At 72.8% G+C, this 19,054-nt stretch carries 18 protein-coding genes; 12 read left to right on the plus strand and 6 right to left on the minus strand.

All coding sequences use genetic code 11. The features are described 5' to 3' along the window. The first annotated feature begins 228 nt into the window (after positions 1-228). Positions 229-549, plus strand: a complete 321-nt coding sequence (locus ACGFH8_RS20635) for a WhiB family transcriptional regulator (RefSeq protein ID WP_393369305.1) — start codon at positions 229-231, stop codon at positions 547-549. A gap of 6 nt (positions 550-555) precedes the next feature. Here the strand turns inward: ACGFH8_RS20635 and ACGFH8_RS20640 are convergent, their stop codons facing one another. The 3 genes from ACGFH8_RS20640 to ACGFH8_RS20650 are packed head-to-tail and all read right to left on the minus strand — an operon-like array spanning position 556 to position 3,355. Then, the gene (locus ACGFH8_RS20640; RefSeq protein ID WP_393369308.1) at positions 556-1,707 is read right to left on the minus strand and encodes an ArsA family ATPase; all 1,152 of its coding nucleotides are present in this window, start codon (positions 1,705-1,707) and stop codon (positions 556-558) included. Between the two features lie 53 nt (positions 1,708-1,760). Further along, complete coding sequence (locus tag ACGFH8_RS20645; RefSeq protein ID WP_393369311.1) at positions 1,761-2,738, minus strand: ArsA-related P-loop ATPase; 978 nt, start codon at positions 2,736-2,738, stop codon at positions 1,761-1,763. Positions 2,739-2,764: 26 nt separating this feature from the next. Beyond that, positions 2,765-3,355, minus strand: a complete 591-nt coding sequence (locus ACGFH8_RS20650) for a hypothetical protein (protein ID WP_393370433.1) — start codon at positions 3,353-3,355, stop codon at positions 2,765-2,767. Positions 3,356-3,888: 533 nt separating this feature from the next. Between ACGFH8_RS20650 and ACGFH8_RS20655 the strand changes: the two genes are divergently transcribed. From ACGFH8_RS20655 to ACGFH8_RS20685, 7 genes are all read left to right on the plus strand, one after another. Continuing rightward, complete coding sequence (locus ACGFH8_RS20655) at positions 3,889-4,371, plus strand: hypothetical protein (protein ID WP_393369313.1); 483 nt, start codon at positions 3,889-3,891, stop codon at positions 4,369-4,371. Positions 4,372-4,416: 45 nt separating this feature from the next. Further along, the gene (locus ACGFH8_RS20660; protein WP_007466198.1) at positions 4,417-4,572 is read left to right on the plus strand and encodes a DUF4177 domain-containing protein; all 156 of its coding nucleotides are present in this window, start codon (positions 4,417-4,419) and stop codon (positions 4,570-4,572) included. Then, a complete protein-coding gene (locus tag ACGFH8_RS20665) occupies positions 4,569-5,030 on the plus strand; it encodes a RidA family protein (protein WP_357252990.1) in 462 nt (153 codons plus the stop codon). Before ACGFH8_RS20660 ends, ACGFH8_RS20665 begins: the two co-directional genes overlap by 4 nt. Before the next feature lie 118 nt (positions 5,031-5,148). Continuing rightward, entirely contained in the window at positions 5,149-5,985 is an 837-nt protein-coding gene (locus ACGFH8_RS20670; protein ID WP_393369315.1) for an MBL fold metallo-hydrolase, read from the plus strand. Continuing rightward, positions 5,982-9,608 (plus strand): adenylate/guanylate cyclase domain-containing protein, encoded by a 3,627-nt coding sequence (locus tag ACGFH8_RS20675; protein WP_393369318.1) that lies wholly within the window; start codon positions 5,982-5,984, stop codon positions 9,606-9,608. The genes ACGFH8_RS20670 and ACGFH8_RS20675 overlap by 4 nt, the downstream gene beginning before the upstream one ends. Positions 9,609-9,808: 200 nt before the next feature. After that, entirely contained in the window at positions 9,809-10,312 is a 504-nt protein-coding gene (locus ACGFH8_RS20680) for a hypothetical protein (RefSeq protein WP_393369321.1), read from the plus strand. 30 nt (positions 10,313-10,342) lie between these two features. After that, positions 10,343-11,839 carry a serine/threonine-protein kinase gene (locus ACGFH8_RS20685; protein ID WP_393369324.1) on the plus strand — a complete coding sequence of 499 codons (1,497 nt, stop codon included), beginning with the start codon at positions 10,343-10,345 and terminating at the stop codon, positions 11,837-11,839. On the opposite strand, the gene ACGFH8_RS20690 is transcribed toward ACGFH8_RS20685, so the two are convergent. After that, positions 11,826-12,167 carry a hypothetical protein gene (locus ACGFH8_RS20690; RefSeq protein ID WP_393369326.1) on the minus strand — a complete coding sequence of 114 codons (342 nt, stop codon included), beginning with the start codon at positions 12,165-12,167 and terminating at the stop codon, positions 11,826-11,828. The genes ACGFH8_RS20685 and ACGFH8_RS20690 overlap by 14 nt on opposite strands. Positions 12,168-12,335: 168 nt before the next feature. On the opposite strand from ACGFH8_RS20690, the gene ACGFH8_RS20695 reads away from it, so the two are divergent. The 4 genes from ACGFH8_RS20695 to ACGFH8_RS20710 are packed head-to-tail and all read left to right on the plus strand — an operon-like array spanning position 12,336 to position 15,871. Further along, positions 12,336-13,277 (plus strand): transporter substrate-binding domain-containing protein, encoded by a 942-nt coding sequence (locus ACGFH8_RS20695; RefSeq protein WP_393369328.1) that lies wholly within the window; start codon positions 12,336-12,338, stop codon positions 13,275-13,277. Beyond that, the gene (locus ACGFH8_RS20700) at positions 13,274-14,467 is read left to right on the plus strand and encodes a hypothetical protein (protein WP_393369331.1); all 1,194 of its coding nucleotides are present in this window, start codon (positions 13,274-13,276) and stop codon (positions 14,465-14,467) included. The genes ACGFH8_RS20695 and ACGFH8_RS20700 overlap by 4 nt, the downstream gene beginning before the upstream one ends. A 49-nt stretch (positions 14,468-14,516) precedes the next feature. Continuing rightward, positions 14,517-14,864 carry a PadR family transcriptional regulator gene (locus ACGFH8_RS20705; protein WP_393369334.1) on the plus strand — a complete coding sequence of 116 codons (348 nt, stop codon included), beginning with the start codon at positions 14,517-14,519 and terminating at the stop codon, positions 14,862-14,864. Continuing rightward, entirely contained in the window at positions 14,861-15,871 is a 1,011-nt protein-coding gene (locus ACGFH8_RS20710; protein WP_393369336.1) for a hypothetical protein, read from the plus strand. Before ACGFH8_RS20705 ends, ACGFH8_RS20710 begins: the two co-directional genes overlap by 4 nt. 11 nt (positions 15,872-15,882) lie before the next feature. Here the strand turns inward: ACGFH8_RS20710 and ACGFH8_RS20715 are convergent, their stop codons facing one another. Continuing rightward, positions 15,883-17,073, minus strand: a complete 1,191-nt coding sequence (locus ACGFH8_RS20715) for an acyl-CoA dehydrogenase family protein (protein ID WP_393369339.1) — start codon at positions 17,071-17,073, stop codon at positions 15,883-15,885. Between the two features lie 13 nt (positions 17,074-17,086). Continuing rightward, on the minus strand, positions 17,087-19,051 hold the full coding sequence (locus ACGFH8_RS20720) for a biotin carboxylase N-terminal domain-containing protein (RefSeq protein WP_393369342.1): 1,965 nt from the start codon (positions 19,049-19,051) through the stop codon (positions 17,087-17,089). Positions 19,052-19,054 lie beyond the last annotated feature (3 nt).

Here is a 19,054-nt window from a genome sequence, read left to right on the forward strand (position 1 = left end):
CAGCGGGGTAACCGGCGGTCGAAGGCCCGGGAAGCCGGGAAAGTCCGGAATGATGGATTTCGTCGACAACGTTGCGTAATCAGTCGACTACAGAGCATGATGGGGGCGGCGACAGCGCCACATGTCGTCCGTGCCGCCTTGGGGAAGGCGAGCCGGGCGATCGGGGGGAATTGCCGGCTGGCGTGCATCGACGAGGTCGGTAGGTACTGCAAGGGGGGACGTGTACACATGGGCATGATCACTGACTGGCCGTCGCTGGCGGCGTGTCAGAACGGGGACCCGGACGCGTTGTTCGTACAGGGTGCCGAACAGAACGTGGCGAAGCGGATCTGCCGAAGCTGCCCCGTTCGGTACGAGTGCCTGGCCGACGCACTGGACAACCGGATCGAGTTCGGTGTGTGGGGCGGCATGACCGAACGCGAACGGCGGGCGCTGCTGCGTCGACACCCGCAGGTGACGAGCTGGCGCAAGATGTTCGAGGCCGCGATGAAGAAGAACAGCAAGGAAAAGGCCGAAAAGGACAAGATCCTCGTCAGTGCGGCCAACTGACGACGGTCACGGCCGGCTGATCGCCGCGCCGATCGTCCGTAGCCCGTCGACGTCGTGGACGTCGGCGGGCTGCGCCGTCACCGACACCGCCGGCACCGCCGGGAACTCCTCGGTGAACCGCGCGGCGACCTGCTGCTCGCGTGCCGCCTGACGGGCCAGCGCCGCGTGCGCCCGCAGCACATCGGCGGTGGCCTCGTGCCCACCCAGCTCGGTCAACCGCTCGGCGGCGACCCGACTCTGCTCGGCGTCCAGCTCCGGCACCGCGAGTCGGTGCACCCGGTTGAGCACCAGGCCGGCCAGCGGCATCCGCTCCTCCCGCAGGCGGCCCGCGAAGTAGGCGGCCTCCCGGACCGCGTCCGGCTCCGGTGTCGCGATCAGGAGGAAGGCCGTCTCCCGTGCCTGGAGGATCCGGTACGTCTGCTCGGCGCGCTGCCGGAAACCGCCGAACATCGAGTCCAGTGCGGCCACGAAGCCGGACAGGTCGGTGAGCAGTTGCGCGCCGAGGACCTTCTGCACCACCTTCGAGAACATCCCGAACGAGGCGGTGACCAGGCTGAACATGCTCCGTCCGCCGCTGCGCGCCGGGGCCAGCAACAGGCGCAGCATCCGGCCGTCGAGGAAGCGGGAGAGCCGGGCCGGGGCGTCCAGGAAATCAAGTGCCGAGCGGGACGGTGGGGTGTCCACCACGATCAGGTCCCACTCGCCCCGGGCGTGCAGTTGGCCGAGCTTCTCCATCGCCATGTATTCCTGCGTGCCAGCGAATGTCGAACTCATCGCCTGGTAGAACGGGTTCGAGAAGATCTCCGCGGCCTTCGTCGGATCGGTGTGCTGCAACACCACGTCGTCGAAGGTGCGCTTCATGTCCAGCATCATGGCGTGCAACTCGCCGCCGCTGCTCTCGACGTCGATCCCCTTGACCTGCCGGGGTGTGTTGTCCAGCTCGGTCAGGCCCAGCGACTGGGCCAGCCGGCGGGCCGGGTCGATGGTGAGCACCACCGTGCGCCGGCCATGGTGCTCGGCGGCCCGCAGCGCCAGCGCCGCGGCCGTTGTCGTCTTTCCCACCCCGCCGGCACCGCAGCACACGACGATCCGTACGCCGGGGTCGGCGAGGATCTGGTCGACGTCCAGCTGCGGCGCCGCGTCTTCGGAAGGCACCAATCGAGCGTATCGGGCCGCGTGGTCAACGCGCCCGTGCTGCGCTCAGGTGTGAGTCAATCGGCGCGGACGAGGGCCTGGGCCAGTGCCGCCAACCCCGCCCGGTCCACCCCGTCGGGCAGCAACGGCAGCTCGACCATCGGCAGCCCCAACTCCACCAGGTCGGCGCGGAGCGAATCCTCCAGTTCGCGCCGGATGAGCTGGTCACGCGCCTCGTCGTGCAAACCGGCCACGGTGTCCCGATCGGCTGGCAACCCGGCGGCGACAAGCCCCCGCCGCAGCTCCGCGGCGGTGACCGCCGAGCCGGCGGGCAGTGGCGGTCGGGTGCCGTTGACGATCACCTTTCCGGTGCCGAAGCCGAGCGCGGTCAGGTCGGCGATCGCGTCCACCGTCTCCTGCACCGGCATCTCCTCCAGCAGCGTGACCACGTGGACCGCGGTCATCGGGGAGCGCAACAGCGCGGCGACCCCCTCGCTCTGGGTCTTGATCGGGCCCACCTTCGCCAGCCGGGCCGTCTCCGCCGTGACGTTGAGGAACCGACCGATCCGCCCGGTCGGTGGGGCGTCCAGCACCACCGCGTCGTACGCCCGCCGCTGCCCGGAGGTGCGGGTGGTGGCCTCCTTCACCTTGCCGGTGAGCAGCACGTCCCGCAGACCCGGCGCGATCGTGGTGGCGAAGTCGATGGCGCCGAGTTTGCGCAGCGCCCGGCCCGCCGCGCCCAGCTTGTAGAACATGTCCAGGTATTCGAGCAGCGCCTCCTCGGCGTCCACCGCGAGCGCGCGCACCTCACCGCCGTCCGGCGCGTCGGCGAGGTGTCGCTCCTCGTACGGCAGCGGGTCGATGCCGAAGAGTTGGGCGATGCCCTGCCGCCCCTCGACCTCGACCAGCAGGGTGCGCCGGCCACCGGCGGCGAGCGCGAGGGCCAGGGCCGCCGCCACGCTGGTTTTGCCGGTGCCACCCTTGCCGGTCACCACGTGGAGGCGGGCCGACCATCCGGTACCGGCCGAGTCGAACGGCCGCTCAGCTGCACACACCCGACGAGCCTATCCACGCCCGGTGGTCAGGCGACCTCGCAGACCCACCAACCCGTCTTCTGCACCACCGTGAAACGCAGGTCCTGGTCGGCGACCTTCTCGTCGGCGGTGGTCATGGTGACCCGGGTGGAGACGGTGGCCCGGTCGCCGGTCTGGTTGTCCACCTTCGGGGTGGTCCACCGGAACCGGGGGTTCTGGTACTCGGAGGCGTACTTCTGCACCTCGGCCACCTTCGCGGCGATCTTCTTGTCGTCGCGGGAGGCGGCGCACACCCGGTTTGTCGCCTTTGTCGCGTCGCGATCCTTGTAGACCGCGGTGAGGAACTCGTCGACGGCGACGGCCGGCTCCTTGGCGCCCTCGCCGGTCTCGGCGTTGCGCAGGGTCAGGAACGCCAGCACGCCACCGCCCACGCAGAGCACCATGATCACGACGAGTGCGATCGCCGCGATCAACAGGCCGCGCTTCTTCTTCGGCTCGGCCGTCCCGGGATACGGCGGGTACGCCGGTGGGGGTGGCGGGATGGCCGCGGAGCCCGGTGTGCCGGGTGCTGTCGGGGCCGGCGTGCCGGCCGCCTCGGCCCCACCGGTCGGCGCGGGGAAGGCCTGCTGGCTGGGGATCGTCGGTGGGGCGGGGAGCGCCGCCGGTGCGGGCGGCGCGGGGAGCGCGAGCTGCCCGGACGGCACGGTGGGGGCCGGTTGGGCGGGGGCGGCCGCGACGCCGGGCTGATCGGTGGGTTCCGGCTGGGCCGGCGGGAGGGCGGGTGGCCCGGCCTGGTCGCCGCTGGGCGGTTGGGTCATCGTCTTCCCCCGGGGGTCCGGCGCCCGCCGCCACCCCTGGCGTCGAGCGTGATCGAGCGGGCTGCCGGGCGCTGCGCGACCGCCCGACCGGAAGGGTAGCGGTCGATGACGCGAGCGGTGTCGCCCGTGCCGCGCGGCTGCCCGCCGATCGGCCGGCGGGACCCCGCGCCAGGAGCGCAATCGGGCCTCTCACCTGCCATGTGTCGCATATGTGACTGTAGGTGGCCATTCGGGCGCGTCTTGTTGGCGGGACTACGGCCCCGGACCTACCTTTCGTCCCGGCGCGGGGGCCGGAACGGACGAATGGGTCCGGACCGGAAGAGCGATCCGAGCGGTACTACCGGAGGCAGTGCATGCGCGACGTGGACAACATCCCTCGCACCCAGTTCCCGACCAACGAACGGCCGCACCGGTCCGGGTCCATGTTCACGGCCGGTGGACAGATCGGCGGCCAGCCGATCAACGAACGGTCGTACCGCCGGATGCCGGAGCAGACGGAGGTGGGCCAGGCGCCGGGCCACGCCGCCGAGCGGGCCCGCGACGACGACGAGTCGGGTTTCGTCATCCACCTGCCGATCCGGGTGCCGAGTCTGGCGGCGGCGACGGTGCTGGCCGGCCGGGTCGCCGTGTCGCTGGGCTTCCTGCCCGAGCTGGACGCGGGCGAGACCACCGTGTCCAACGCCGACGATCAGAACAACAGGCACCGGGTCTTCTGCGACCTGCTGCTGCCCGACCGGTCCCGCTGCCCCCAGGGGTACGAGCACGAAGGGCTCTGCGGGGAGCTGCCGACCGCGCCGGAGCAACGTCCCGCGCCTCGTCCGGCCAGCGGAACGTAGGCTGTCCCTCGAACAAATTCCGCACCGAGAGGGAGCCCTTCAGCGATGCAGAAGTGGGAATACTCCACGGTCCCGCTGCTGGTCCACGCGACCAAGCAGATCCTCGACAACTGGGGCGAGGACGGGTGGGAGCTCGTCGCCGTGGTCCCCGGGCCGAACCCCGACCAGCTGGTCGCCTACCTGAAGCGACCGAAGGCGTGAGCAACGGTCCGCACGCGAAGCTCGCCGAGCTGGGGCTCGACCTGCCCGAGGTCGTACCGCCGGTGGCCAGTTACGTGCCGGCGGTGCAGTCCGGGCAGCACGTGTACGTCTCCGGCCAGTTGCCGATCGCCGAGGGCAAGCTGCTCGCGACCGGCAAGGTCGGCGCGGGGATCTCCGCCGAGCAGGCGAAGGACCTGGCCCAGCGGTGCGCGCTCAACGCGCTGGCCGCGGTCGACTCGCTTGTCGGCCTGGAAAATGTGGTCAAGGTGGTCAAGGTGACCGGTTTCGTGGCCTCCGCGCCCGGCTTCACCGGTCAACCCGCGGTGATCAACGGCGCCTCCGACCTCTTCGGCACCGTCTTCGGCGAGGCCGGCCGCCACGCCCGCAGCGCCGTGGGGGTGGCCGAGTTGCCCCTCGACGCCCCGGTGGAGGTCGAGCTGATCGTCGAGGTCGCCTGACCCATCCCTCTCGCGATCTTGCACTCTCCGCCCGGACGAAAGCCCTGAACAGGGACGAACCAGGGGCGGAAAGTGCAAGATCGCGGAGGGTGGCGAGCGGGGTCGTACGATCGCAGCCATGAGCGGGCACGTGACGGGGGCGGTGGCGGCGCTTGCCGACGAACTGCCCCGCTGGGTGACACTTCTGCGCGCACCGAACCCGGGGCCGATGACCCTCGACGGCACCAACACCTGGGTGCTGCGGGCCCCGGCAGCCGAGTTCGCCATCGTGGTCGACCCCGGCCCGGCGGACGAGGGGCACCTGACCCGGATCGCCGCGCACGGCCCGATCGGGCTGATCCTGATCACCCACGGCCACCCCGACCACACCGAGGGCGCGGCCCGGCTGAGTGAGCTGCTCGACGGTGTGCACGTCCTCGCCGTCGACCCGGCGCACACCATCGGCGGCGAGCCGCTGACCGAGCCGGGTGAGCACCTCGGCGGCTTCGGCCTGGCGGTCCGCCTGCTGAGCACCCCGGGGCACACCGCCGACTCGGTCTGCTTCCTGGTCGAGCACGGCGACGAGCGGGTGGTGCTCACCGGTGACACCATCCTCGGCCGGGGCACCACAGTCGTCGCCCACCCGGACGGGCACCTCGGTGACTACCTGACAAGCCTGGAGTTGCTGTCCGCGTACCGGGGGATTCCGGCGCTGCCCGGGCACGGCCCGGCGCTCGCCGACTGCGCAGCCGCCGCCGACTTCTACCTCGCGCACCGCCGGGCCCGCCTCGACCAGGTCCGGGCCGCGGTCGCGGCCGGCGCCGCCACGCCCGCCGACGTGGTCGCGGCGGTCTACGCGGACGTGGACCGCTCGCTCTGGTGGGCGGCTGAGTGGTCGGTCCGCGCGCAGTTGGAGTATCTGGGTGTCGGCACCGGGGAATCCGCGCCCGGGGTCAGTGGGTTGGAGCACATGTGACCTGCCCCGTGTGCGGAACCGTAGCCGTTCCCGGTGCGCGGTTCTGCCACAACTGCGGTGCCGCGTTGCCGGCCGCCGCCACGTTGCCGGCGGCCGAGCGCCGGGTGGTCACCGTGCTCTTCGGCGACCTCTCCGAGTTCACCTCCTGGTCGGAGGATCTCGACCCGGAACGCGTCGGCGCGGTCACCGACCGGGTGCTGGCCGCCCTCGCCGGTGCCGTGAAGACCTTCGGTGGGCACGTCGACAAGTTGACCGGCGACGGGATCATGGCGGTCTTCGGTGCGCCGGTGGCCCACGAGGACGACGCCGAACGCGCGGTCCGGGCCGCCCTGTCCATGCAGCGGGCCGTCCGCCGGGTGCTCGACGACGAGCGGGGCGGCGGCGCGCCGCTCGGGCTGCGGGTCGGGCTGAACACCGGCGACGTCATCGCCGGCATCCAGGCCGCCATCGAATACACGGTCATCGGCGACACGGTGAACACCGCCGCCCGGCTGGCCGACGCCGCCGCGGTCGGCGCGGTCTACGCCGGCGGGCGGACCGCCGCCGCCACCCGGCACGTGTCCTCCTGGCGGGCACTGCGCCCGCTGCGGCTCAAGGGCAAGCGTGAGCCGGTCGAGGCGTACGAGCTGCTTGGTCTGCTGGACGCGCCGGGCACCCGCTCGGGGCTCGGCGACGAGGCGCCGTACGTGGGGCGGGAGACGGAGATCGGCCGGATCGCCGGGCGGCTCGCCGAGGTTATCGACCAGGGTGACCCGCGGGTGCTGCTGATGACCGCCGAGGCGGGCATCGGCAAGTCCCGGTTCGCCGCGGAGGTGGAGCGTCTCGCCGCCGGGTACGACGTGGGCGCCGGCCGGTACGCGGCGCACACCGGCGCCCGGGTGCTCTCGGTGCGCTGCGCCGCGTTCGGTGAACGACGCCGGCTCGCGCCCCTCGCCGACCTGGTGCGGGCCGCCGTCGGCCTGCCCAGTGACGCGTCCACCGCGCTGACCCGACCGGCGGTGGAGGAGCGGCTGCGGCGACTCGGGCAGCGGCTCGCCCGGTCCGCTGGGGAGACCCCGCCGATCGCCACCGAGCAGCTGCTCGCCCTGCTCGGCTACGCCGAGTTGTCCGCCCACGGCGGCACCGACGCCGGCGAGTGGGGCGGCTCGGGCACGCCGACCGCGGATGCCGAGGTGCTGCCGAACGCGGTCGCCGACCTGCTCAGTGGGCTCGCCTCGGAGGCGCCGCTGGTGATCGTGGTGGACGACCTGCACGACGCCACCGCCGAGACCATCGGTGCCCTCGGGCTGACCCTGTCCAGGCTCACCGGCCCGGTGCTGGTGCTGCTGCTCGGCCGCCCCGAGTTGGTGCGTACCGCCGGCGCGCTGACCCGGGTCGCGGACGCCGAGGTGCACTCCCTGCCCCCGCTGCGGGGTGCCGACGCGGCGCGGCTGCTCACCAGCTACCTCGGCGGCGGCAAGTTGCCACCGGCCGACGCGGACCGGCTGCTCGCCACCGCCCAGGGCAACCCCTTCTACCTGGCCGAGTTGGTCACCCTGCTCATCGAGCGCGGGGCGCTCACCACGGAGACCGCGCGCGGCGTCCGCGCCGCGAAGGAACGGCCCGGTTCCGGCGAGTGGGACCAGAGCACCTCGGCCGGCTGGCGGTTGGTGCCCGGTTCGCTGGGCAGCCGGCTGCTCTCCCGTGACCTCGCCGCCGTCCTCGCCGCCCGGATCGACGCGCTGCCGCCGGACGCCCGCTCGGTGCTGCGCGACGCCGCGGTGATCGGAGACACGGTGCCGACCGGTGCGTTGGAGGCGATGCGTGAGCAGCGCGCCGGCCGCGACGGTCGGCCTTCGGCGGTGGTCGCCGTGGAACTCGACCGAGCTGTCGAGGAGCTGCTGCAACGTCGGATGCTGCACCGCTCCCGGGTCGGCTACGCGTTCGCGACCCCGCTGATGCGGGAGGCCGCGTACGCCGGGGTGAGCAAGGCGGAGCTGGCCGAGCGGCACGCCGCGTTGGCGCGCTGGGCGGCGCCGGCGGACGGGACCGCGGCCTCGGCGCCGGGCGGGTTCGCCGACGAGGCCCGCGACGACTTCGTGGCGACGCACGTCGAGCGGGCCGCCACGCTCGCCGACGCGGTGAAGCTGCGCCCGGACGCGCCGGCCCGGGCGGTGGTACCGCTCGGCGTCGCCGCGCTCGGCCGGGCCGCCCGCCGGTCACTGGCCGCCGGTGAGCCGGTGCTGGCCATCGAGTACGCCGAACGCGCCACCGAGTTGGCCCGCGACGGGCTGTCGGCGGCCGATCGGGTGGTGCACGCGCGGGCACTGCTCCAGGTCGGCCGCGTCGCCGACGCGCTGGCGTACGCGGAGAAGATCGCCGCGAACGCCGGGGACGAGGCCACCCGAGTCGGTGCCCTGCTGCTCGCGGGACAGGCCCAGGAGACCCTCGGTGACCAGGGCCGGGCGATGACCGCCTGGCACGAGGCGTTGCAGGTCGCCACGGCCGGTGGGTTGCCGGTGCAGCGGGCGACGGCGATGCGCCGGCTCGGCATGGCCGACTTCGTGGCCGGGCGGTTGAGCCAGGCGAGCAGCCGGTTGGCTGCCGCGTACCAGGTCAGCCTCGGTGCGCAGGACCGGCGGGGGCAGGCCTGGTCGCTACAGAACCTGGCGTGGGTGACCACCACCCGGGGTGACTTCGCCGGCACCGACGCGGTCCTCGGCCGGGCCGCCCGGCTCTTCGCCGAGCTGAAGGACCCGTACGGGCGGGCCTGGCTGCGCGGCACCACGGCGTTCGCCCGGCTGCTCGCCGGCCGACTGCGCGAGGCGTGTCGGATGGCGCAGGTGTTCCTGCCCTTCGGTGAGCGGGTCGGCGAGGCGTGGGCGGTCGGCACGCTGCGCGCGGTGGCGGCGTTCGCCACCGCCGAGTTGGGTGACCTGGCCGAGGCGGACCGGGAGGCCCGGCGGGCGTACCGGGAGTTCGCCGCCGCCTCCGACGACTGGGGGCGCGGCTTCGCGCTCGTGGTCCGGGCGGTGGTGGCGCGCGGGCTGGGTGAGCCGGAGCACGCGGCGGACCTGCTCACCGACGCCCTGGCGTACGCCGAGCGCACCTCGCACCCGCTGCTCACCGGGATGGCCGGCACGCTGCGCGGCTTCGTGGCGTTGGACATGGGTGACTGCGAGACCGCCGAGCGGGTGGCCCGCTCGGTGCTGACGGCCGTGGAGCCGCACAATCCGCAGGCCCCGGCGCAGGTGGCACCCCGGGTGCTGCTGGCGACGGCGCGGCTGGCAGCCGGTGACTCGGCGACCGCCGTCGGGCTGCTCGCCCCGGTGGCGACGGCCGCCGCGAACGCGCCCTCGCTGCTCTTCTCCCGCCGCCAGACGATGGCCCAGTACGCGGCGGCCCTGCTCGCGCACGGTCAGCGGGAGCAGGCGTTGGACTGGGCCCGGCGGGCGGTCACCGCGCCGGCCGAGGACGTGCGCAGTCAGGTGATCGCGGCCAGTGTGCTGGCCGAGGCGCTGGCCGCCTGCGGTCAGCCGACGGAGGCCCGGTCCTGTGCGGACGAGGCGGTCCGCCTGGCGTACGCGACCGAGCAGCGCAGCGAACGCGCCGCCGCCAACGCCCTCCGCGCCCGCCTGACCTGATCCCCTCCTCCTGTTGACCACGACGTTGGCGTCGGAAAGTGGCCCCCCGGTGACCGAAAGCTCTCGGTCGATCCGGTGTCGGGGTGCGGGCAGGGTTTTTGCCGGTTCTGGGGATGTGGCGGTCGGGGTGAGGGGCTAGCGTGTCAGCACCGTGTGCCGGTCCACAGTGCTGACCGTCGCCGTGCCTGGGGAGGCCCTTCATGAAGCTGCCGCGTTCCATCGCGGGCTGGACCATCGCGGTCTTCGGCGTGTTGGCGCTGGTGATGGGCGCGGTCGGGCTGGTCTGGCCGGAGGCGCAGTTGCGCCTGCTCGGGTTCGAGGTGCCCCAGACGCGTGCCGTCGGTGACCACACCGGCACGTTCCTGCTGGCGTCCTCGATGGCGGCGTTCAACATGGGCGTCTACTACCTGCTCGCCACGATCACCGAGTGGCGGGTGTTCTACCGGTTCACTGTCGTCTTCCGACTTGTCACGTTCACCGTGTTCACCATCGCCGTGCTCTCCGACATCGCTCCGGACCGGTTCTTCGGCGTGGCGGCCTGGGAGGGTCTGGGGGCCGTGGCCACCGCCATCGGCCTGCGCCTGGATGCCCGCCGGGGTGCCCCGGCCGGCGGAGTCGCCTCGTCCGAGGGTGCCGGGACGGCCATGGCCGCCGAGGAGGGTACCGGTCCCGCCGGTGCGACTCCGGCGGACACGGCGCGCTGAGCCATCGGTCGGGTTGGGTATTTTCGAGCGGTGACCGACACCCCGACCGGCGGCGTGCCGGTGCCGATCGTGCCTGGTCTGACCGATTTGCGGGTTTTTGCCCGAGGTGGGTACGCGACCGTCTACCAGGCCACCCAGATCTCGGTGGGTCGCGAGGTCGCCGTCAAGGTGGAGAACCGGACGCTCGACAGCGAGCGCGACCAGGCCCGTTTCCTGCGCGAGGCGCGGGCGGCCGGCCGGATGTCCTCACACCCGCACGTGGTGGACCTCTTCGACGTCGGGGTCACCGTCGACCAGCACCCCTACCTGATCATGGAGCTCTGCGACGGCTCGTACGCCGAGCGGATGCGGACCTCGCCGCTGGACCCGGTGGAGGCCCGCGACCTCGGCATCAAGATCGCCGACGCGCTGGCCCACTCGCACGCGGCAGGGGTGCTGCACCGGGACGTGAAACCGGCGAACATCCTCCACTCGGCCTTCAACTCGGCGGTGCTCGCCGACTTCGGGCTGGCCGTGCTCGCCGAGCACCGGGACGCCTCGGTCACCCTCGAGGTGCTCACCCCGGCGTACGCGCCGCCGGAGATGTTCAGCCACAGCCCGCCGTCGCCGGCCGTCGACGTGTACGCGCTCTGCGCCACCCTCTACGCGGTGATGCACGGTCGGCCGCCCCGCTGGCAGTCCGAGCGCAACCCCAGCCTGATCACCGTCCTGGAGATGTTCAACCAGCCGCTCCCCGCCCTGCCCGGCGTCCCGGACGAGCTGATCGACGTCCTGCGCGCCGGCATGGCGAACGACCCGGCCGAGCGCCCCTCCGCCCTCGAACTGCACGACCTGCTCGTCAACCTGCCGCTCGGGCCACCGTCCGCCCCGGTCAGCGGCGCCCCGGTCAGCGGTGGGGCGACCCGCCCCGGCCCGTACGCGCCCAGCCAACCGGTGCCCCGGCCGCCCATCGAGGACACCCAGCCGGTGGTCCCCGGCGTCCGACGGTGGCGGCGCTGGTTCCTCGGCGGCGCCGGCGTCCTCGCGCTCGCCGGCTCCGCGACCGCCGGGGCGTGGTTCGCCGACCGGGCCGGGCCGCCGACCCCGAACCCGACTGTCACCCAGGTCGCCGCGCCGGCGACCGGGCCGCTGCCCGGCTGCACGACCGGCACCGGCACGCCCACCGTCCTGCCCGAGGGTGCCCGGTGCCTGCCCGAGCTGGAGTGCTTCGGCCCGATGCGGATCCGCGGCGACCGCGCCGAGGCGGCTCGGCTGTCCTGCACCGGTCGGCACACCTGGGAGACGTACGCCGAGGGCATCCTGCCGGTGTCCCTGCTCGGCGCCGCCTACGACGACGTGATCGCCGCCGGGCCGGTGCGACAGGTGTGCAGCGCCACGACGTTCCGGTTGACCACCGGGATCACCGAGCCGCGCGGCTGGCACCTCGAGGTGCTTCCCCCGGTCGACGGAAGCATCGACCGGACCTACCGGTGCCTGGCCGGGCGGGGCGTGGACGCGCTCGCCGCCCCCACCCTCACCGGCCGCTGATCCCGTCCGACCCGCGTCGCCGATCCCGCACCGCCCGCAGGGCGTCCCGACTGTCCAGGGCGTCGAGGGTGTCCGCGTCGATCCCGTACGGCATCAGCTCGGGCGGCCCGGTGGTCGCCGGCCGGTCCTCCGGCTCCGGGCCGTCGGCGTGACGGGCGGCGGAGAAGGCGACCCCGGCGACCATCGTCAGCAGGACGCAGAGCAGGGCGAGAACCACGCCGACAAGGTCCTGTCGGCGCCAGACGACAAGCAGGGCCAGTGGTACGAGGGCTCCCAGTGCCGCGAGCACCGCCACCGTCCGCGCATCGGGCCGGGACAATCGACTCATTCGTTCAGCATGTCGTGACATTGGCGGCTGTCAACCGGAGAGCCGGTCGCCGCGCCGGTCGGCATGGCCGACCGGGCCGTCCGAGGTGTCCGGTTGGCGTCGCTACGGAAAGGCCTACGGTCGCTACCCTGAGTGTTCCGCAGGCTGGTCCGTCAGCGAGGTCACCGAATGAACGTACGCGGTTCCCGGTCCCGGCTCCGTTCGGTCGCGACGACACTTGCGGCCGCCCTCACCCTCACCCTGGCGGCCGCCGCCGGCTGCGACAGCCGGAAGGAGCCGGAGCTGCCGTCCGTGCAGCAGAAGATCCGTGAGTCGCACATCTACCGGCAGGCACAGTTACGCATCGGCGTGGCCACCAAGGAGCCGCTGATGGGCGACCTTCGCAACGGCCAGCACGTCGGCTTCGACGTCGAGATCGGCAGGTACATCGCCGCCTCCCTGGGCTACGAGGGCGAGCAGCGGTTGGAGTTCGTGTCGGTGGCCACCGAAAATCGCATCCCGGCGCTTCAGGGAGGCACCGTCGACCTCGTGGTGTCCAGCTTCTCCATGACCAAGGAGCGCGAAGAGCTGGTGAGCTTCGCCGGCCCGTACTTCGTCACCACCCAGGAGGTGCTGGTGCCGGTCCGTCTCAAGGACAAGATCCGCACCATCGAGGACCTGCGCGACCCGGCCTACAAGGTCTGCACCAGCGGCGGTTCGACCACCGAGGCCGAGCTGGAGAAGCACCAGGTCAGGACATTCGTGGTGAAGGACGTCGGGGACTGCGTCGACGGCATCCGCAAGGGCCGGTACGACGCGGTCAGCTCGGACGAGACGATCCTCGCCGGGTTCCTGGCCACCTACCCCAGGGAGTTCGAGGTCGTGGACATGCCCTTCGGCACCAGCGAGCTGCTGGGCATCGGCGTGCCGATCGGCGACCCCGCGCTGCGCGACCTGGTCGCGTTCTTCTTGCAGAAGAGCTACGAGCGGGGCCGCAACGGGCAGGTGAGCCCCTGGCAGAGCGCCTACAACCGCACCCTGGGCCCGTGGCTGAAGGTCGAGAAGCGCCAGCCTCAGCCGCTGCGGGTGCCGAAGCTCGTCGACTTCGACGACAAGGCGCCCTCGACGTGAGCACGGCGCCGACCGCGACCGGCGCCGACGGCCCGGTGCCGCCACCCCGCACGTCCGTGCCGGGTGCCGCCGCCTCGCCGGCCACCGACGGTACGGCCGCAGCCGAACCGCCGTCTGCCGTGGTGGACCGCGCCGACTGGCCGGTCGGCGTGCCGGTCGCCGAGCCGGCCGACCCGGTCGTCGCCGACGCCGAGCCCGGGCGGATCCGTTGGGACCCGGCGGAGCGGCGCGCCCGCGCCAGCCAGTCCTTCTGGACGGCGCTTGTGGGCGTACCGGCGATCTTCTCGGTGCTCCGCCTCGGGGTGGAGGCGGGCGGCGAACTGCAGACCACGCTGCTGCTGGTGGCGAACGTCGGGCCGGTCAACCTGCTCGCCGGCTTCCTGACCACCGCGGCCCGGCTGCTCTCCACCGGAATGGTCGCCGTCTTCGCGCTCGGGGCGGTGCTGGCCGTCAGCGCGGATCGACTTCCGCCGGGTGCCCGTCGCCGCCCGCTCTTCGCCCGCTGGGCCGACCTCACCCCGGCCTGGGTGGTGCTTGCCGCTTTCCTGCTCGCCCTGATCACCTGGCCGCTGCTCTACCTACCGCTGCTGCTGCCGGCGTTCGCGGCCGCGTTCCAGCTTGGCCCCGGGCGACTGCACGAACGGGTGGTGCCACGACTGGTCATGATCGCCGCGCTGCTCGCCGGGTACGGCTGGCTGATGCTGCCCACCCTGCGCGACGCCGGGAAGCAGGGCGATCTGTTGGCGCTGGCGCTGCTCGCGGTGCCGCCGCTGTTGGCCCTCTTCATCGCGGGGCCGTTGCCCGGCGCGGTGATCCGGCCGCTGGCGTCGGTGACCGAGGTGGCGATGCTCGCCGTGTTGGTCTGGGCCGCGGTGCCGGTGATCAGCACACCTGTGCTGCCGCTGACCGTCACGACCGTGGGCGCGGAGAACGGACCCACCGAGGACGTACGCGGGCACGTGATCACCACCGACGACGTCAACATGGTGCTCCTTCAGGAGAGGGGTGGCGTGCGGTACGTGCCCGTCGATCTGGTCCGCGCGCAGGTCCTCTGCCCGAGTGAGGAGGAGTTGCCCCGTTACCGGCTGCGCATCCGCGACTTCCACGTCGAGGACTCGCTGTTGGAGGGCATGGGCCGCCGGGTTCGCCCGGTCCACCGCATCGACGCCGCCTGCCGGATTCCCGGCTGATGTCGTGTGGGGGCCCCGCATATACATTCCGACTGTATATGCTGCGGCGATGGCGAAGGCTTCCCTACACGAATCGACATATCTGATCCTCACCGCGCTCGTCGAGGCTCCACGGCACGGATACGCCGTCCTCGACGAGGTCCGCCGGATCTCCGACGGGCGTGTCGACCTGCGCGCCGGCACCCTCTACGCGGCGCTGGACCGGCTGCGCACCGAGGGCCTCGTCGACGTCGAGCGCGAGGAGCAGGTGCAGTCCCGGTTGCGCCGCTACTACCGACTCACCGCCGCCGGAGTGCAACGCCTGGCCGAGGAGTCGGCGCGGCTGCGGAGCAACGCCGACGCGGCGAGCGTGCGGCTGCGCCGTGCCGGCCTCCTGGTCGAAGGCGGTGCGGCGTGACGTTGCACCAGGTCTACCGGTGGCTGCTGGCCTGCTACCCCCGCGCGTACCGGCGGCAGTACGAGGACGAGCTGATCGGGGTGTTGCTCGACGACGCCGCGCCGGGCCAGCGCAGGCCCCTGGCACGAGACGTGTCCGCCCTGCTCGGTGGGGCGGTTCGGGCGCACGTCCGGCAGATCGGCGCCCGATTCTCGGTCGACGCGTGGCGGGACGCGGCGCAGGTGCTCGGCCTGATCGCCGCGCTGCTGTTGTTCGTGCGCTCGGCGCGCGTACCGGTGCTGCATTCCGCCATGTACGCGCAGAGCTATCCGGACGGGATCGGTGAACCGTTCGTCCTCTGGCCGCATGGTCTCGGGGCGGCGCTCTGGCTCGTCGTGGCGGTGTTCACCGTACTCGGGTGGGGGCGGGCGGCAGCCGCGATCGCCGTCGGCGGCGTGGCGTTCGAGGTGGTTCGGGTCGCCGAGGCCTACGGATATTATTCGACGGTCTTTGACATCTGGCCCCTCGTGCTCGCCGCGATGGCCGCGTTGGCACTCGCCCTCCGCGCTCCCCAATCCGGCGCGGCTGCCCTCGGGCGTTGGCGGCTCGGCACACTGGCGGCGGCGACGCTTGTCAGCGTCGGTGCTCCGAGCGTCGCCCTGACCGGCGCTGACGACTCGACGTGGCCCATCTACGGGACGTGGATATTCACCAGCGGCGTCGGCCGGGTCGAGGCGATCCTGCTGATCGCGGGATACCTGCTCTTCGCCCTTGTCGTCCTGTCGACGCCGACGGCGCTCCGACTGCGTTTGCTCGCGCTCGTCGTCCCGGTGGGCGTCACGCTGCTGCTCACCCGGGTGGGGCTCCGCACCACCGGGACGTACCTGGAGCGGTCCAGCCACGACGGTGTGCCCGACGCGCTCACCTGGGCGCAGTGGTCGACGTTGGTGCTGGCACCCGTGCTGCTCTTCGCGGTCGCCGTGGCGATCCTGCACCGCCGCGAGCGTCCGGGCACGCCCGGCGAGTAGGCCGGTCGGGCTCAGTAGGACTTGTCCTGGCCGAGGACGTGTTGGGCCACGAAGTTGAGGATCATCTCCCGACTGACCGGGGCGATCCGGCCGGCCCGTACCGCACCGAGCAGGGTCGCCACCCCGTACTCGGTGGTCATGCCGGCCCCGCCGAGCACCTGCACGGCGGTGTCGACGGCGAGCGCGGCCGCCTCCCCGGCCGCGTACTTGGCCATGTTGCCGGCCACCCCGGCCTCCAGGTCGCGGCCGGCGTCGTACAGGGTGGCGGCTTTCTGGATCATGAGGCGGGCCAGCTCCACCTGCACGGCCGCGTGCGCTAGCGGATGGGACACGCCCTGGTGCGAGCCGATGCTCCGGCCACCCCAGACCTTGCGCGTGGCGGTGTACTCGCTGGCCCGCTCGATGGCGTACCGACCGGTGCCGGCACCCATCGCGGCCACCGTGATCCGCTCCGGGTTGAGCCCGGCGAAGAGCGCCGGTAGCCCGGCGTCCAGCGACTCACCGAGCAGCGCGTCGGCGGGCACCCGCACGTCGTCCAGGTAGAGCAGGAACTGGTTCTCCGGGGACACGATCTCCATGTCCAGTTTGGAACGGGTCAGCCCGGCCGCGTCGGTCGGCACGAGGAACAGTGCCGGCTTCAGCTTCTGCGCAGAGGCGTCGGTTGAACCGGCTGAGCCGTCCTCGACGGCGACGCGCGCCACCACCAGGACGTGATCCGCCTCGTCGACCCCGGAGATGTAGCACTTGCGTCCGTTGAGCAGCCACCCGTCGCCGTCGCGGCGGGCGACGGTGCCCAGCCGGTGGAAGTTGGAACCGGCCTCCGGCTCGGTGATCGCGAAGACGATCTTCTGGGAGCCGTCGGCGAGGCCGGGCAGGTGCCGCTTGCGCTGCTCCTCGGTGCCGTGCCGGGTGAGCACGGTGGCGGCGATCGCGGGGGAGACCACCAACAGCAGCAGCGGGCAGCCCGCGGCGGCCAACTCCTCGCAGACGATGGCCAACTCGGTGATGCCGCCGCCACCGCCGCCGTACTCGGTGGGGATGTTGACCCCCAGGTAGCCGAGCCGTCCCGCGTCGGCCCACAGTTCGGTGGTGTGCTCGCCGGCCTTCGCCTTCTCGACGAAGTAGCCGTGGCCGTAGCGACGGCCGAGCGCCCGCACGGCGTCGCGAAGCTGGTCCTGCTCAGGGGTGAGGTCGAAGGTCATCAGGGGGTCCTCCTCAACAGACGTCGATGACGGCCAGCACGGCACCGGTGCGCACCTGACCACCGGCTGGCACCGGCAACTCGGTGACCACGCCGTCGGTCGGGGCGAGCACCTGATGTTCCAGCTTCATCGCTTCCAGGGTGAGCAGTGGATCGCCGGCAGCGACCCGCTGGCCGACCTGGACGTGCACCCGGGTCACCGCGCCGGGCAGCGGCGCGAGCAGCGACCCGGCCGCCACCTCCGCCGTGGGCAGCGGGAGACGCGGCAGCTCGACCAGGCTCGTCGCCCCCGCCGGGCCGTCCAGGAAGACCTCCGACCCCACCCGGTGTACGCCCACCCGCCAGCGGCTCTCCAACACGGTGAGCACCACCCGGTCCGGGGTGGCCTCCTCCAGTCGGGCCGGGATCTCGCCGGCCGGATCCGTCGACCACTCGGCGAGGCGGCCGTCCCGGTCCAACCGGTAGCGGACCTCGATCTCTCGCCCGGCCCGATCGGTGTACCGAGACACCTGTGGGAACGCGGGCACGTTGCGCCAACCCGAGGGGAGCCCGGCGAGCACCGGGGCGGTCGCCCGACGTGCGGCGGCCGAGGCCAGCGCGGCGGCCAGCGCCATCACCGGCAACAGATCCGCGGACAGCAGCGGGGCGAACACCTCCGCGTGCCGGTCGAGGAAGCCGGTGTCGACTGCCAACGCGCCGAACTCCGGGCTGCGCAGCACCCGCACCAGCAGATCCCGGTTGGTGGCCACGCCGTGCAGTTCGGCCCGCGCGAGCGCGCCGGCCAACGCCCGGGCCGCCTCGGCGCGGGTCGGCGCCCACGCGATCAGCTTGGCCAGCATCGAGTCGTAGTGCACGCTCACGGTCGAGCCGTCCAGCACGCCGGAATCCAGGCGCAGGCCCTTCGTCGGCGTGAACTCGCCGGACAGCCCGGGGACCGCGAACCGGTGCAGGGTGCCGGTGGCCGGGCGGAAGTTCTGGGCCGGGTCCTCGGCGCACAGGCGTACCTCGATCGCGTGGCCGTCGGTCGGCGGGGCCACCGCGAATGGCAGCGGCTCGCCCTCGGCGACCAGCAGTTGCAGCCGAACCAGGTCCAACCCGGTGACCGCCTCGGTGACCGGGTGCTCGACCTGGAGACGGGTGTTCATCTCCAGGAAGAAGAACTCCCCGCTCGGTGCGAGCAGGAACTCCACGGTGCCCGCGCCGACGTAGTCGACGGCGCTGCCGGCCACCACCGCCGCCTCGTGCAGTCGGGCCCGCAACCCCGGATCGACGACCGCCGGGGCCTCCTCGACGATCTTCTGGTGCCGTCGCTGGATCGAGCAGTCCCGCTCGCCGAGCGCCACAATCGTCCCGTGGGTGTCGCCGAAGATCTGTACTTCGACGTGCCGGCCGCCCTCGACGTACCGCTCGACGAAGACCGTGCCGTCGCCGAACGCCGCGGCCGCCTCGCGGCGCGCGGAGGCGATGGCCTCGGCGAGCCCGTCCGGCTCGCGGACCACGCGCATCCCCCGGCCGCCGCCCCCCGCGGCGGCCTTGACCAGCACGGGGTAGTCGGCAACCTGCTCGGCGTCGGTCCAGGTGGGCAGCATCGGCACGCCCGCGTCGGAGAGCAGCGCCTTCGCCGCCAGCTTGTCGCCCATCGCGGCGATCACCTTGGCCGGCGGGCCGACCCAGGTCAGCCCGGCGTGGTCGGCGACCCGCGTCGCGAACTCGGCGTTCTCGGCGAGGAAGCCGTAGCCGGGGTGCACGGCGTCCGCGCCGGACCGGCGGGCCGCCCGCAGGATCTGCACCATGTCCAGGTACGTCTCGGCGGGCGTGTTCCCGGGCAGGCGTACGGCCAGGTCGGACTCGGCGACGAAGGGCGCGTCGGCGTCCGCGTCGGAGTACACCGCGATGGTGGTGATGCCGAGCTTGCGACAGGTGGCGAAGATCCGGCGGGCGATCTCGCCCCGGTTGGCGACCAGCAGTCGAGTGATCACGGT

Origin of the sequence: Micromonospora sp. NPDC049175 (assembly GCF_043197345.1) — a bacterium.
Classification (GTDB): Bacteria; Actinomycetota; Actinomycetes; order Mycobacteriales; family Micromonosporaceae; genus Micromonospora.

What these genes read in the sequence shown, in the direction of transcription:
- ACGFH8_RS20655 (WP_393369313.1), top strand. Translation starts at nt 3,889, where the DNA reads ATGCGCGACGTGGACAACATCCCTCGCACCCAGTTCCCGACCAACGAA.
- ACGFH8_RS20695 (WP_393369328.1), top strand. Translation starts at nt 12,336, where the DNA reads ATGAACGTACGCGGTTCCCGGTCCCGGCTCCGTTCGGTCGCGACGACA.
- ACGFH8_RS20690 (WP_393369326.1), bottom strand. Translation starts at nt 12,167, where the DNA reads ATGAGTCGATTGTCCCGGCCCGATGCGCGGACGGTGGCGGTGCTCGCG.
- ACGFH8_RS20680 (WP_393369321.1), top strand. Translation starts at nt 9,809, where the DNA reads ATGAAGCTGCCGCGTTCCATCGCGGGCTGGACCATCGCGGTCTTCGGC.
- ACGFH8_RS20715 (WP_393369339.1), bottom strand. Translation starts at nt 17,073, where the DNA reads ATGACCTTCGACCTCACCCCTGAGCAGGACCAGCTTCGCGACGCCGTG.
- ACGFH8_RS20705 (WP_393369334.1), top strand. Translation starts at nt 14,517, where the DNA reads ATGGCGAAGGCTTCCCTACACGAATCGACATATCTGATCCTCACCGCG.
- ACGFH8_RS20635 (WP_393369305.1), top strand. Translation starts at nt 229, where the DNA reads ATGGGCATGATCACTGACTGGCCGTCGCTGGCGGCGTGTCAGAACGGG.
- ACGFH8_RS20670 (WP_393369315.1), top strand. Translation starts at nt 5,149, where the DNA reads ATGAGCGGGCACGTGACGGGGGCGGTGGCGGCGCTTGCCGACGAACTG.
- ACGFH8_RS20660 (WP_007466198.1), top strand. Translation starts at nt 4,417, where the DNA reads ATGCAGAAGTGGGAATACTCCACGGTCCCGCTGCTGGTCCACGCGACC.